Source organism: Cellulomonas sp. NPDC057328 (assembly GCF_042667215.1).
Taxonomy (GTDB): Bacteria; Actinomycetota; Actinomycetes; order Actinomycetales; family Cellulomonadaceae; genus Cellulomonas.
This window is the reverse complement of record NZ_JBHUZW010000032.1, coordinates 23,633-36,662: the sequence shown is the minus strand read 5'-3', so window position 1 is coordinate 36,662 and position 13,030 is coordinate 23,633. Positions and strand designations below refer to the sequence as shown.

Below are 13,030 nucleotides of genomic sequence, written 5' to 3'. Positions count from 1 at the left end.
GCGGCGGAGGGCGTCGCGGCGGGCGGCGACCAGCTCGTCGCCGCGGCCGGCGGCGCCCACGCGGTGCGCGCGTCCGGCGCGCGCGGCGCGACGTCGTCCGTGGCCGCCGCCGCGCGTGCCGCCTCGCGGCGTCCCGCCGCGGTCCGCATCGCGGCGATGCGCTCCTCGCGCCGCCGCAGGGCGTCGGCGGCGGCGACGCTGTCCTGCCAGAGCAGCGCCGCCTCCGGCACCGCGAGGTCGAGCCCGCAGCCGGCGCACCGCGGGCCGGGGAGCGTCGCGGCGCACGCGGGGCAGCGCGTCGCGTCGAGCAGCGCGCGCAGGGAGCGGGCGTGCACGGTGTCGGTGGGCACCGGAGGGGGCATGGGGCGCATCGTGCCAGCGGCGGTCGTCCGCCGGCCGTCGTCCACAGCCGCGGCGCGCGTCGGCCACCCGTCCGGGCGCGGTCGCTGCGACGTCCGGGGGGATGGGCCTAGGGTGGGTCGGGCGGGCGCGCGGGACGCGCCGGCCCGGGAGCAGGAGGTCACCATGGCTGGTCAGGAACACGTCAGGCGCCGCGAGGACGACGAGCCGGTCGACGAGCCGGGCACGCCGACGCCCACGGCTCCGAGCGCGCAGGACCGTGACGCCGAGGTCGACGCGCTGCTCGAGGAGATCGACGACGTCCTGGAGTCCAACGCCGAGCAGTTCGTGCGCGGGTTCGTGCAGAAGGGCGGTCAGTGAGCGCCGATGACGTCGTCCGCCTCGTCCGCGGCGTCCGGCCGGCTGCCGCACGCCTTCACCACCCCCGGTACGTCGTCGTTCGTCGAGTTCCTCTCCGGCCACGCGCCGGAGCTGCTGCCGGGCAACCGGCCCCTGCCCGCGGGTGAGCTCGCCGTGCCGCACGCCACGACGATCGTCGCGCTGACGTTCGACGGCGGCGTCGTCATGGCCGGCGACCGCCGCGCCACGATGGGCTCGATGATCGCGAGCCGGCACATCGAGAAGGTCTTCCCCGCGGACGAGTTCTCCGCGGTGGGCATCGCGGGCACGGCCGGCCTCGCCATCGAGCTGGTCCGGCTCTTCCAGCTGGAGCTCGAGCACTACGAGAAGATCGAGGGCAGCCTCCTGTCGCTGGACGGCAAGGCGAACCGGCTGGCCACGATGATCCGCGGGAACCTCGGGCTGGCCATGCAGGGCCTGGCCGTCGTGCCGCTGTTCGGCGGCTACGACCTCGACCGCGGCGTCGGCCGGCTCTTCTCGTACGACGTCACCGGCGGGCGCTACGAGGAGCAGGACCACCACGCGGTCGGCTCGGGCTCCGTGTTCGCGCGCGGCTCGCTGAAGAAGCGGTGGCGTCGCGGTCTCGACGCCGCCGGCGCGGTCCGCGTCGCGGTCGAGGCGCTGGTCGACGCGGCGGACGACGACTCGGCGACCGGGGGGCCGGACCGCGTCCGGCGCATCTGGCCGGTCGTCGCGACGGTGACGGAGTCCGGGTACCTGCGGGTGCCGGACGACGACCTCGCGGCCGTCGCCGAGGGCATCGAGGGCGAGCGGTGCGTCGGTGGCGCGGGTGCGGGGGAGGTCGGCCGATGAGCATGCCGTTCTACGTCTCGCCCGAGCAGCTGATGAAGGACCGGGCCGACTACGCGCGCAAGGGCATCGCCCGGGGGCGCTCCGTCGTGGTGCTGCAGTACGACGACGGCATCGCGTTCGCCACCGAGAACCCGTCCCGCGCGCTGCACAAGATCTCGGAGATCTACGACCGCATCGCGTTCGCCGCGGTCGGCAAGTACAACGAGTTCGAGAACCTGCGGGTCGCGGGGGTGCGCTACGCGGACCTGCGCGGCTACTCCTACGACCGCGTCGACGTGACGGCGCGCGGGCTGGCGAACGCGTACGCGCAGACCCTCGGCACGGTGTTCACCACCGAGTCGAAGCCGCTCGAGGTCGAGCTCGTCGTCGTCGAGGTCGGGCGCGAGCCCGCGGGCGACCAGATCTACCGCCTGTCGTACGACGGGTCGGTCACGGACGAGCACGGCTGGGTCGTCATGGGTGGCCAGGCCGACCGGCTCGCGGGGCTCCTGGAGGGCGGCTGGCGCCCGGGGATGACCCTGTCCGAGGTCCTGGGGCTCGCGGTGCGGGTGCTGGGGTCGGCGCCGGACGACGGCGAGCCGCGGACGCTCGGCGCCGGCCAGCTCGAGGTGGCGGTGCTCGACCGCACGCGCCCGCGGCGGGCGTTCCGCCGGCTGACGGGTGCGCTGCTGGAGGACGTGCTCGGGGCGTCGACGGCCTGAGCGGCGGCACCGACCGCGCCGGTGGGGCGCGGTGGCGCGAGGAACGGGAGGCACGCGTGGACAGGCGGATCTTCGGTCTGGAGACCGAGTACGGCGTGACGTGCGCGGCGCAGGACGGGCGCGGGCTGTCCGCGGACGAGGTGGCGCGCTACCTGTTCCGCAAGGTGGTCGCGTGGGGGCGTTCCTCGAACGTCTTCCTGCGCAACGGCTCGCGGCTGTACCTGGACGTGGGCTCGCACCCCGAGTACGCGACGGCGGAGTGCGACGACTGGCGGCAGCTGGTCACGCACGACCGGGCGGGCGAGCGCATCCTCGAGGGGCTGGTCGCCGACGCGCAGCAGCGGCTCGAGCACGAGGGGCTGCCCGGACGCATCCACCTGTTCAAGAACAACACCGACTCGGCCGGCAACTCCTACGGCTGCCACGAGAACTACCTCGTGCGCCGGCAGGGCGACTTCGCGCGGCTGTCGGACGTGCTGGTGCCGTTCCTCATCACCCGGCAGGTCCTCACGGGTGCGGGCAAGGTGCTCGCCACGCCGCGGGGTGCCGTCTACTGCCTGTCGCAGCGCGCCGACCACATCTGGGAGGCCGTCTCGAGCGCCACGACGCGGTCGCGCCCCATCATCAACACCCGCGACGAGCCGCACGCGGACGCCGAGCACTACCGGCGCCTGCACGTCATCGTCGGCGACTCGTCGATGGCGGAGCCGACGACCATGCTCAAGGTCGCCTCGACCGACCTGCTGCTGCGGCTCGTCGAGGCCGGCGTCCCCATGCGCGACCTGACGCTGGAGAACCCGATCCGCGCGATCCGCGAGATCAGCCACGACATGACCGGCCGGCAGCAGGTCACGCTGGCGTCGGGACGCACGGTGACGGCGATCGACCTGCAGGAGGAGTACCTCGCGCGGGTCTCGGAGTTCGTCGACGCCGAGGTCGGCCCGTCGCCGGAGACGAAGCAGGTGCTCGACCTGTGGGAGCGGGGCCTGCGGGCGCTGCGCACGGGCGACCTGTCGCTCGTCGAGCGCGAGCTCGACTGGGTGATCAAGTACCGGATGATCGAGCGGTACCGCGCCAGGCACGGGCTGGAGCTGTCCGACGTGCGCGTGCAGCGGCTCGACCTGGCGTACCACGACATCTCGCGCACCGAGGGCCTGTACAACCTGATGGCGGCGCGCGGGCTCGTCGAGCGCGTCACCACCGACCTCGACGTGTTCGAGGCGACCGCCGTGCCGCCGCAGACGACCCGCGCGAAGCTCCGCGGCGACTTCGTCCGGGCCGCCCAGGACGCCCGTCGCGACTACACCGTGGACTGGGTGCACCTCAAGCTCAACGACCAGGCCCAGCGGACCGTGCTGTGCAAGGACCCGTTCCGCAGCGTGGACGAGCGCGTCGACCGGCTGATCGAGTCGATGTGACGTCCGCGGCGTGACGCCGGGGCCCCGGGCGCGCGCCCGCGGGCACCGGACCGGCACGTACAGTGAGGCCCCGCACCGCCCGGCACGGGCGCGTGCCGCCGCGACGCGCGTCCCGCCTCGCGGCCCGCAGACGCGAGAGGACACGACGTGGCGCGAGTGGCGGGTGGCCGCCGGGTGGCGGCGCTGGCCGTCCTGACGCTGCTGCTGGCGGCGTGCGGGAGCACCCCGACGACGGCCGACCCGGAGGTCACCGTGACCGGCGGCCCCGGGGACGCGCCCACCGTCACGTACCTGACGCCCCTCACCGTCGACTCGACGCACCGCGAGACGGTGTGGCCGGGGACCGGCGCGGAGCTCGTCGACGGCGGCCCCGTGCTCATCGACTTCTGGCTGGAGAACGCCACGGACGCGAGCCTCGTCAAGGAGAGCTACTCGACCAGCCCGACGCCGCGCCTGCTGACCGAGGAGGACCTCGGCACCGACCTGTACGAGACGCTGCGCGGCCACCAGGTCGGGGCGCGGCTGCTGCAGGTGGCGCCCGGCGGGCAGGGCGCCGACTACCCGACCGTGACGGTGCTCGACGTGCTCCCGACGCGCGCCGTCGGCGAGCAGCTCGCGCCGAACCCGGCGCTGCCGGCCGTCACGACCACCGCGGACGGCTCGCCGTCGCTGACGCCGACGGGCACGCCACCGCCGGCCGACCTGGTCGTGGAGCCGCTGGTCCGCGGCACCGGGCCGCAGGTCGCCGCCGGCGACGTCATCACCGTCCAGTACAGCGGGTTCGCGTGGGAGAGCGGCGAGCTGTTCGACGCGTCCTGGACCCGAGGACTGCCCGTGTCGTTCCTGCTGTCCGACGTGCAGGCGTGGGCGGAGGGTCTCGTCGACCAGCCCGCCGGCAGCCAGGTCATGCTCGTCGTGCCGCCGAGCTACCCGCTGGGCGTCACCGACGCCGAGGACCTCGCGGGGCAGACGGTCGTCTTCGTGATCGACATCCTCGCGACCGGCAACCCCGCGGAGGCGTCCCGATGAGCCTCGCGCTGCGGGTGATCCCGTGCCTCGACGTCGACGCCGGGCGCGTCGTCAAGGGCGTCAACTTCGCGAACCTGCGCGACGCCGGCGACCCGGTCGAGCTGGCCCGCCGCTACGACGCCGAGGGTGCCGACGAGGTGACCTTCCTCGACGTGTCGGCGTCGTCGGGCGACCGCGAGACGACGTACGACGTCGTGCGGCGCACGGCCGAGGAGGTCTTCGTGCCCCTCACGGTGGGCGGCGGCGTCCGGTCGGCGGACGACGTCGACCGGCTGCTGCGCGCCGGCGCCGACAAGGTGGGCGTCAACACCGCCGCCATCGCGCGGCCGGAGCTCATCACCGAGATCGCGGACCGCTTCGGCTCGCAGGTGCTCGTGCTGTCCGTCGACGCGCGGCGCGTGACGGGGGGGACGCGCACCGACTCCGGCTACGAGGTGACGACGCACGGCGGCCGCCGCGGCACCGGCCTCGACGCCGTCGCGTGGGCCCGGCGGGCGGTCGAGCTCGGCGTCGGCGAGGTGCTGCTCAACTCGATGGACGCCGACGGCACGACCGCCGGGTTCGACCTCGACATGATCCGTGCCGTGCGCGCCGTCGTGCGCGTGCCGCTCATCGCCTCGGGCGGGGCCGGCACCGCGCAGCACTTCGTCGACGTGGCGCGGGCGGGCGTGGACGCCGTGCTCGCGGCGAGCGTGTTCCACTTCGGCACGCTCACCGTCGGGCAGGTCAAGGACGCGCTGCGGGCCGCCGGCGTCGAGGTGCGCTGAGCCCGCAGCGCACCGCACCGCACGGACAGCACGGACCGCACGGCACGGCACGGCACGGCGCCGGCGCGCCGGCCGTCAGGGCCCGGTGAGCAGCTCGCGCACCGCGGCGACGTCGTCGGGTGCCCCCTCGACCGTCACGTCGGCCGCCTGCAGGCGCCCCGACACCGCGAGCACGAGCTCGCCGACCTCGCCGCGCAGCACGACCGTGCCGTGACCGCCGCGCGCGCGGTGGACGGCGGACCGGAGGTCGTCGGGACGCACCAGCACGACGCCCGGGCCGAGCCGGCGCAGCCGCACGGGGGCCATCCGCAGCAGCTGGCCCCACAGCAGGTCGCGCAGCCCGTCCGGCAGCGCGCGCGGCTCGGCCGGTCCCGCACCGCGGCGCAGGTCCTCGGTGTGGATGAAGTACTCGGACGCGTTGACCGCGTCGCCCGCCCACGCGAGCGGGCTCCAGCGGGGCGGCGGTGCGGCGAACGTGTCGACCAGCGCCGCGTAGTCCTCCGGCCCCTCGACCGTCGCCGCGAGCCGCTCCGTCGCCGCGCCGGGCCCCCGGGTGGCGACGGTCCCGACGGCTCCCGCGCCCGCGCGTGGCGCGCGCTCGCGCAGCACGAGGTGCGCGGCGAGGTGGCGCGCCTGCCAGCCGGCGCACAGCGTGGGTGCGTCGTAGGCGGTCGCGCGCAGCGTGTCGGCCAGCCATGCGCGCTCGGTCTCGTGCCAGGTCATGGCACGGATCGTGCCACGCGGCGGGCCGCCGGGCGCAGCGGTGGTCGCGTGAGAGGATGACGAGGTCCCCGTCAGCAGGAGAGTGAGACAGCTGTGCCCACGCGCGCCCAGTCGACCCCCGCGGCGCTGCAGGGGTCGGCGACCCGGCGGTCGGCGGCCCTGGTCTGGCGCGGCATGCGCTCCCAGCCCCGCACCTACGTCCTCGCGGTGCTCACCTCCGCCGTGTTCGGCGCCGCCACCGTCGGCGTGAGCCGCGTGCTCGCGTGGGCGACCGACGCCGTGGTGGTCCCCGCCATCGAGGGCTCGACCGACGCGCAGGGGCGCATCTGGGTCGCCGGCCTGGCGATGGCCCTCGTCGCGCTGACCCTGGCCGTCGCCGTCGCCCTGCGCCGCGTCCTCGCGGGCATCGGCGTCGCCGACATCCAGGCGGACCACCGCCGTGCCGTCACGCGCCAGTACCTGCGCCTGCCCATGACGTGGCACCGGCGCCACCCCACGGGGCAGCTGCTGTCGAACGCCGGGTCCGACGTCGAGGCCGCGACGGGCGTGTTCAACCCGCTGCCGTTCGCGCTCGGCGTGGTGGTGATGATCGTCGTCGCGACGGCCGCCCTGCTGCGCACCGACGTGTGGCTCGCGCTCGCCGCGCTCGTGGTGCTGCCGCTGGCCGTCGTCGCCAACCTCGTGTTCCAGCGCCGGATGACACCGGCGATCACGCGCGCGCAGCAGCTGCGCGCCGAGGTCGCGGACATCGCGCACGAGAGCTTCGAGGCGGCGTCGCTCGTCAAGTCGCTCGGCACCGAGGACCGCGAGGAGGCGCGCTTCGGCGCGCGGGCGCGGCAGCTGCGGGACGCGAACGTCCGCGTCGGGGTCGTCCGCGCCGTGTTCGACCCCGTCATCGACCTCCTGCCGAACCTCGGCACGCTGCTGGTGCTGCTGGTGGGCACGCAGCGCGTCGCGTCGGGCGCGATCGGCACGGGCGACGTCGTCGGCGCCGCCTACCTGCTCACGCTGCTCGCCGTGCCGGTGCGCGCGTTCGGCTGGGTGCTCGGCGAGCTGCCGCGCGGCCTCGTGGGCCACGACCGGATCGCACGGGTGCTCGACGCGCACGGCGTCCCGGTCGACGGCGGCGCGCGCCTGCCGGACGGCGCCGGCGGTGCGGACGTGCGCCTGCGCGGCGTCACGCTGCGCGTGCCCGCGGCCGACGGCGAGGCCGAGCTGCTGCACGCGGTGGACCTGCACGTCGCCCCCGGCCGCACCGTGGCGGTGGTCGGGCCGACGGGCTCCGGCAAGACGACCCTCGTCGGGCTGGTGCCGCGCCTCGCGGACCCGTCGGCAGGCGTCGTCGAGGTCGACGGGCGCGACGTGCGGACGGTCGACGCCGCCGACCTCGCGGCCCAGGTGGCGTACGTCAGCCAGTCGACCTTCGTGTTCGAGGACACCGTCCGCGGCAACGTCACCCTCGCCGACGCGGACGACCCCGCTGCGCCGTCGGACGACGAGGTGTGGCACGCGCTGCGCACCGCGCGGGTCGACGACGTGGTCCGCGCCCTGCCGGGCGGGCTCGACGCGCCCCTGGGCGAGCGCGGCGCGAACCTCTCCGGGGGCCAGCGGCAGCGGCTCGCCCTGGCCCGCGCGCTCGTGCGCCGGCCGCGCGTCCTCGTGCTCGACGACGCCACCTCGGCGGTCGACCCGCGCGTGGAGCGGGACATCCTCACGGGCCTGCGCTCCGCCGGGGAGGCCCACGTGCCCACGGTGCTGCTGGTGGCCTACCGCATGTCGTCGGTCCTGCTCGCCGACGAGGTGCTGCACCTCGAGGCGGGCCGGGTCGTCGACCGTGGCACCCACGCGGAGCTCCTGGCGCGCGACCCCGGGTACGCCGCGCTCGCCACCGCCTACGAGCAGGAGACGGCGCGCCGCCACCGCGAGCGGGCCGACGCCCGCGCGGCCGAGGAGGACGTCGACGACGGGCGGGACGGCTCCCCGGCCGAGCTCACGGACGACGCGCAGGACGGCGCGAGGGACGGCGCGGGCGACGCGGCGCCGGCACGCGACGACGCACGCACCGGGGGAGGACGGCGATGAGCGGGACCGCGGCGGACGGCACCGCCCGCACGGAGGCGCGCACGGACGCGCGCATGGCGCCGGCGAGCACGCTGGGCGTCCTGGCGACCCTGCGCCGCGGCGTGCAGGTGTCGCCCGAGCTGCTGCACGGCCTGCTCGGCACGCTCGGGCTCGCCGTCGTCGCCGCGCTCGCGCGCGTCCTCGTGCCCGTGGCGGTGCAGCAGACGGTCGACACGGGCATCCTCGCGCCGGCCGGCGTGGACGTGGGCCGGGTCGCGGCGCTCGTCGGCCTCGCGGCGGGCGGCCTGCTCGTCGGCGCCGCCTGCTCCGCGGGCGTCAACGTGCGGCTGTTCCGGTCGAGCGAGAGCGGGCTGCTCACGCTGCGCACGCGCGCGTTCCGGCACGTGCACGACCTGTCCGTGCTGACGCAGGGCAGCGAGCGGCGCGGGTCGCTCGTCTCGCGCGTCACCTCGGACGTCGACACGATCTCGATGTTCGTCCAGTGGGGCGGCATCATGCTGCTCGTCTCGCTGCTGCAGATCGGCGTCGCGACGGCCCTGATGGCGGTCTACTCCTGGCAGCTGACGCTGCTCGTCTGGCTCTGCTTCGTGCCGCTGCTCGTCGTGCTGCCGCGCCTGCAGAAGGGCGTCAACGCCCGCTACGGCCGGGTCCGCGAGCGGTACGGCGCGATGCTCGGCGCGGTGTCGGAGGCCGTGGTCGGCGCGGAGACGATCCGCTCGTACGGCGTCGCGACCCGCACGCAGCGCCGCATCGACGCGGCCGTGCGTGCCACGCGCGACGCGATGGTCCGGGCGCAGAACCTCGTCGCGGTGGTGTTCTCCTCCGGCGTGCTGGTCGCGAACCTCGTGCTCGCGGCCGTCGTCGTGGCGGGCACGTGGCTGGGCGTCCTCGGCGACCTGAGCGTCGGTCGGGTGCTGGCCTTCCTCTTCCTGGTGCAGCTGTTCACCGGCCCGGTGCAGATGGCGACGGAGATCCTCAACGAGCTGCAGAACGCCGTCGCCGGCTGGCGCCGCGTGCTCGGCGTGCTCGAGACGCCCGTCGACGTGGCCGACCCGGGCGACGCCGGCCGGTCGAGCCCGCGCGGGCCCGCGACGCTGACGTTCGACCACGTCGGCTACGCGTACCCGGACGGGCCGCCGGTGCTGCGCGACGTCACGCTCGACGTCCCCGCGGGGACGGCCGTGGCGGTCGTGGGCGCGACGGGCTCGGGCAAGACCACGCTCGCGAAGCTCGTCGCACGGTTCATGGACCCCACCACGGGCGCGGTGCGGCTCGACGGGGTCGACCTGCGCGAGGTGCGCGGCACGGACCTGCGCCGCCGGGTCGTGCTCGTCCCGCAGGAGGGCTTCCTGTTCGACGGCACGCTCGCGGAGAACGTGGCGTACGGCCTGCGCGACGGCGCGACCGACGTGGAGGCGCGCGTGCGTGCCGCGGTGGAGGAGCTCGGGCTGGACGCGTGGGTCGACGAGCTGCCCCAGGGCCTGGCCACGCCGGTCGGGCAGCGCGGCGAGATGCTGTCGGCGGGGGAGCGCCAGCTCGTCGCGCTCGCGCGGGCACGCCTCGCCGACGGCGACCTGCTGCTGCTGGACGAGGCGACGTCCGCCGTCGACCCGGTCGCCGAGGTCCGCATCGCGCGGGCGCTGCGCGAGCTGGCCCGCGGCCGCACCACGCTGACGATCGCGCACCGGCTGTCGACCGCGGAGGCCGCCGACCTGGTGGTCGTGGTGCACGCCGGCGAGGTGGTCGAGGTGGGCGACCACGCGACGCTGGTCGCGCAGGGTGGCCAGTACGCCGCGATGCACGCGGCCTGGGTGGCGCAGACCCGCTGACCGCGACGGCGGTCGCGCGCGCGGACCGCCCGGCGCCGCGTGGCAGGATCGTCCGGTGCCCGTCGACGCCTCCTCGTCCGCCCCGGTCCCGCGCCCCAGCAGCCTCGACCCCGCCGTCGCCGCGCGCCTGAGCCGCGACGCGTCCGGCCTGGTCGCCGCGATCGTGCAGCAGCACGACACGCGCGAGGTCCTCATGCTCGGCTGGATGGACGACGAGGCGCTGCACCGCACGCTCACGACCGGCCGCGTCACCTTCTGGAGCCGCTCGCGCCAGGAGTACTGGCGCAAGGGCGACACGTCCGGACACGTCCAGCACGTCCGCTCCGTCGACCTCGACTGCGACGGGGACGCCGTGCTCGTCACCGTGGACCAGGTGGGCGCCGCGTGCCACACCGGCACCCGCACGTGCTTCGAGGCGGGCGGGCCGCTGCCCGTCACGCGCCCCGGCGACGACGGGCCGACCGAGCAGGACCCGACCGAGCAGGACCCGACCGCGCAGGACCCGACCGAGCAGGACCCGACCGCGCAGGACCCGACCGCGCAGGACCCGACCGCGCAGGACCCGACCGCACCCTCCGAAGGAGCCGTCCCGTGACCCAGACGTCCGCCACCGCCGCGCCCCGCGCGACCGCCACGGACCTGCCCTGGGGCGCGACGTGGCCGTCGCTCGAGGAGTTCCGTGCGCTCGCGCCGACGCGCCGCGTCGTGCCGGTGGTCCGCCGCCTCCTCGCGGACGACGTCACGCCGGTCGGTCTTTACCGCACGCTCGCAGCGGGCCGCCCGGGCACGTTCGTGCTGGAGTCCGCGGAGTCCGACGGCTCGTGGGGGCGCTGGTCGTTCGTCGGGGTGCGCTCGCGCGCGACGCTGTCCGTCCGCGACGGGCAGGCCGCGTGGGCGGGTGACGTCCCCGTCGGCGTGCCGACCGACGGACCGGTGCTCGACGTGCTCGCCACCACCCTGGACGTCCTGCGCACGCCGTCCGTCGACGGGCTGCCGCCGCTCACGGGCGGGCTCGTGGGCGTGCTCGGGTGGGACGTCGTGCGGCAGTGGGAGCCGACGCTGCCGGCGCAGGCGCCCGACGAGCTGGGCGTGCCCGACGTGACCCTCCTGCTCGCGAGCGACCTGGCGGCCGTGGACCACGTCGACGGCTCGGTGTGGCTCGTCGCCAACGCCATCAACTTCGACGCGACCGACGAGCGCGTCGACGAGGCGCACGCCGACGCGGTGGCGCGCCTCGACGCCATGCAGGACGCCCTGCGCCGCCCGGCCCCGCCCGCGACCTCCGTGCTCGACGCCGCGCTGCCCGAGCCGGAGCTCGAGTTCCGCAGCACGCGCGACGAGTTCGAGGACGCGGTGCGACGGGGGCAGGAGGCGATCCGCGACGGCGACGTCTTCCAGGTCGTCCTGTCGCAGCGGCTGGACCTCGACTGCCCGGCCGAGCCGGTCGACGTGTACCGCGTGCTGCGCACGGTCAACCCCAGCCCGTACATGTACCTGGTCGCGCTGCAGGACCCGGACGGCCGGGACTTCGCCGTCGTCGGCTCGAGCCCCGAGACGCTCGTCAAGGTCACGGACGGGCACGTCGTGACGTTCCCGATCGCGGGCTCGCGGCCGCGGGGCGCCACGCCCGAGGAGGACCGCGCGCTGCAGGACGAGGTGCTCGCGGACCCGAAGGAGCGCGCCGAGCACATCATGCTCGTCGACCTGTCCCGCAACGACCTCGTCAAGGTGTGCGAGCCGGCCAGCGTCGAGGTCGTCGAGTTCATGGCGGTCAAGCGGTTCTCGCACATCATGCACATCTGCTCGACGGTCGTCGGACGGCTGCGGCAGGGGGCGACCGCGCTGCAGACGCTCGTCGCGACGTTCCCGGCCGGCACGCTGTCCGGGGCCCCGAAGCCCCGCGCGATCGCGCTCATCGACGAGATCGAGCCGGCCCGGCGCGGCGTGTACGGCGGCACGGTGGGGTACTTCGACTTCGCGGGCGACATGGACATGGCCATCGCGATCCGCACCGCCGTCATCCGTGACGGGCGCGCCAGCGTCCAGGCCGGCGGCGGCATCGTCGCGGACTCCGTGCCCGCCCTGGAGTACGAGGAGTCGCGGAACAAGGCGGCCGCCGCCGTCCGGGCGGTGCAGCTCGCCGCGCGCCTGCGGCGCGACGTGCCGTGACCGCGCCCGCGCAGGGCGCGACGCCGGCGCCCCGGCGGGGTCGCTGGGTCGCGCTGCTCCTGCTCGCCGCGGCGGCGGTGGCCGGCGCCGCTGCGCCGACGTGGGTGACGGCCCGCGCGGGCACGGCGCTCGAGGGTGACGTGGTGGTCGGTGCCGCCGGCACGCAGGCCGTGCCGGAGGTCGTCGCCGCGGCGGTCGTGCTGCTGGCGTCGGCGGCGGCGCTCGCGCTCGTCGGGCCCGCGGGCCGGGTCGCCGTGGCCGCGGTCGTGGCGGCGTGCGGGGCGCTCGTCGTCGCGGCGTCGCTGGCGGTGCTGCGCGACCCCGCGGGAGCGGCGGCCGCCGCCGTCGCCGACCGCACGGGCGTCGAGCCCGTCGCGCCGGACGCCGTCCTCACCGCCGGCCCGGTCGTCGCGACGGCCGTCGGCGTGCTCGTCGTGCTCCTCGCGCTCGTCCTGCTGCGCGCACCGGGGGACTGGCGGGCGCGGTCGCGCCGGCACGAGGTCCCCGGCGGTGCGGCGGCCCCGGTCGCCGGCGGCGCCGGAGAGGGCGCTGCGTCGGGACCGTCGGGTCCGTCGGCAGGTCGGCCGTCGGGTGCGCCGGCGACGGGCGGCGCGGCGCCGGACGACGACGGGCGCGCCGACTGGGACGCGCTCAGCCGCGGCGACGACCCCTCCTGACCACCGACCCGACCACAGCCCTGACCAGCGCGTGCCTCCCTGACGACTCGGATAGGGTTGGCG

Annotated in this window: 12 protein-coding genes and 1 pseudogene; 11 read left to right on the top strand and 2 right to left on the bottom strand. The window is 76.1% G+C overall.

The genetic code is table 11. The features are described from left to right. A partial coding sequence (locus ACFUMH_RS08250; protein WP_378203194.1) for a hypothetical protein occupies positions 1-362 on the bottom strand: 362 nt, incomplete at its 3' end. Positions 363-525: 163 nt separating this feature from the next. Here ACFUMH_RS08250 and ACFUMH_RS08245 point away from each other — a divergent pair. The 6 genes from ACFUMH_RS08245 to hisF all read left to right on the top strand — a co-directional run bounded on the left by ACFUMH_RS08245 (position 526) and on the right by hisF (position 5,487). Next, on the top strand, positions 526-720 hold the full coding sequence (locus ACFUMH_RS08245; protein WP_378203192.1) for a ubiquitin-like protein Pup: 195 nt from the start codon (positions 526-528) through the stop codon (positions 718-720). 6 nt (positions 721-726) lie between these two features. Further along, the gene (prcB, locus tag ACFUMH_RS08240) at positions 727-1,572 is read left to right on the top strand and encodes a proteasome subunit beta (protein ID WP_378203189.1); all 846 of its coding nucleotides are present in this window, start codon (positions 727-729) and stop codon (positions 1,570-1,572) included. Then, positions 1,569-2,273: a proteasome subunit alpha gene (gene prcA / locus ACFUMH_RS08235; RefSeq protein ID WP_378203186.1), complete on the top strand. Its 705-nt coding sequence runs from the start codon at positions 1,569-1,571 to the stop codon at positions 2,271-2,273. Before prcB ends, prcA begins: the two co-directional genes overlap by 4 nt. Before the next feature lie 56 nt (positions 2,274-2,329). Beyond that, positions 2,330-3,691 carry a Pup--protein ligase gene (gene pafA, locus ACFUMH_RS08230; protein WP_378203183.1) on the top strand — a complete coding sequence of 454 codons (1,362 nt, stop codon included), beginning with the start codon at positions 2,330-2,332 and terminating at the stop codon, positions 3,689-3,691. A 147-nt stretch (positions 3,692-3,838) separates the two neighbouring features. Beyond that, on the top strand, positions 3,839-4,720 hold the full coding sequence (locus ACFUMH_RS08225) for an FKBP-type peptidyl-prolyl cis-trans isomerase (protein WP_378203180.1): 882 nt from the start codon (positions 3,839-3,841) through the stop codon (positions 4,718-4,720). After that, entirely contained in the window at positions 4,717-5,487 is a 771-nt protein-coding gene (gene hisF, locus ACFUMH_RS08220; protein WP_378203177.1) for an imidazole glycerol phosphate synthase subunit HisF, read from the top strand. The genes ACFUMH_RS08225 and hisF overlap by 4 nt, the downstream gene beginning before the upstream one ends. Before the next feature lie 75 nt (positions 5,488-5,562). Here the strand turns inward: hisF and ACFUMH_RS08215 are convergent, their stop codons facing one another. Continuing rightward, entirely contained in the window at positions 5,563-6,210 is a 648-nt protein-coding gene (locus tag ACFUMH_RS08215; RefSeq protein ID WP_378203174.1) for a TIGR03085 family metal-binding protein, read from the bottom strand. 174 nt (positions 6,211-6,384) lie between these two features. Between ACFUMH_RS08215 and ACFUMH_RS08210 the strand changes: the two genes are divergently transcribed. The 5 genes and pseudogenes from ACFUMH_RS08210 (at position 6,385) to ACFUMH_RS08190 (ending at position 12,967) form a co-directional block, all read left to right on the top strand. Then, positions 6,385-8,292 carry an ABC transporter ATP-binding protein gene (locus ACFUMH_RS08210; protein WP_378203199.1) on the top strand — a complete coding sequence of 636 codons (1,908 nt, stop codon included), beginning with the start codon at positions 6,385-6,387 and terminating at the stop codon, positions 8,290-8,292. Continuing rightward, positions 8,289-10,121, top strand: a complete 1,833-nt coding sequence (locus tag ACFUMH_RS08205; RefSeq protein ID WP_378203171.1) for an ABC transporter ATP-binding protein — start codon at positions 8,289-8,291, stop codon at positions 10,119-10,121. Before ACFUMH_RS08210 ends, ACFUMH_RS08205 begins: the two co-directional genes overlap by 4 nt. Positions 10,122-10,176: 55 nt before the next feature. Further along, a pseudogene (gene hisI / locus ACFUMH_RS08200) lies at positions 10,177-10,554 on the top strand (phosphoribosyl-AMP cyclohydrolase); the annotation flags it as partial. Between the two features lie 158 nt (positions 10,555-10,712). Beyond that, the gene (locus ACFUMH_RS08195) at positions 10,713-12,290 is read left to right on the top strand and encodes an anthranilate synthase component I (RefSeq protein WP_378203168.1); all 1,578 of its coding nucleotides are present in this window, start codon (positions 10,713-10,715) and stop codon (positions 12,288-12,290) included. Further along, entirely contained in the window at positions 12,287-12,967 is a 681-nt protein-coding gene (locus ACFUMH_RS08190) for a Trp biosynthesis-associated membrane protein (RefSeq protein ID WP_378203165.1), read from the top strand. The genes ACFUMH_RS08195 and ACFUMH_RS08190 overlap by 4 nt, the downstream gene beginning before the upstream one ends. The last annotated feature ends 63 nt before the right edge of the window (positions 12,968-13,030 follow it).

Bases quoted from the DNA above. Each gene is read 5' to 3' on its own strand.
- ACFUMH_RS08245 (WP_378203192.1), top strand. From the start codon at position 526: ATGGCTGGTCAGGAACACGTCAGGCGCCGCGAGGACGACGAGCCGGTC.
- ACFUMH_RS08210 (WP_378203199.1), top strand. From the start codon at position 6,385: ATGCGCTCCCAGCCCCGCACCTACGTCCTCGCGGTGCTCACCTCCGCC.
- prcB (WP_378203189.1), top strand. From the start codon at position 727: ATGACGTCGTCCGCCTCGTCCGCGGCGTCCGGCCGGCTGCCGCACGCC.
- hisF (WP_378203177.1), top strand. From the start codon at position 4,717: ATGAGCCTCGCGCTGCGGGTGATCCCGTGCCTCGACGTCGACGCCGGG.
- prcA (WP_378203186.1), top strand. From the start codon at position 1,569: ATGAGCATGCCGTTCTACGTCTCGCCCGAGCAGCTGATGAAGGACCGG.
- ACFUMH_RS08205 (WP_378203171.1), top strand. From the start codon at position 8,289: ATGAGCGGGACCGCGGCGGACGGCACCGCCCGCACGGAGGCGCGCACG.
- ACFUMH_RS08215 (WP_378203174.1), bottom strand. From the start codon at position 6,210: ATGACCTGGCACGAGACCGAGCGCGCATGGCTGGCCGACACGCTGCGC.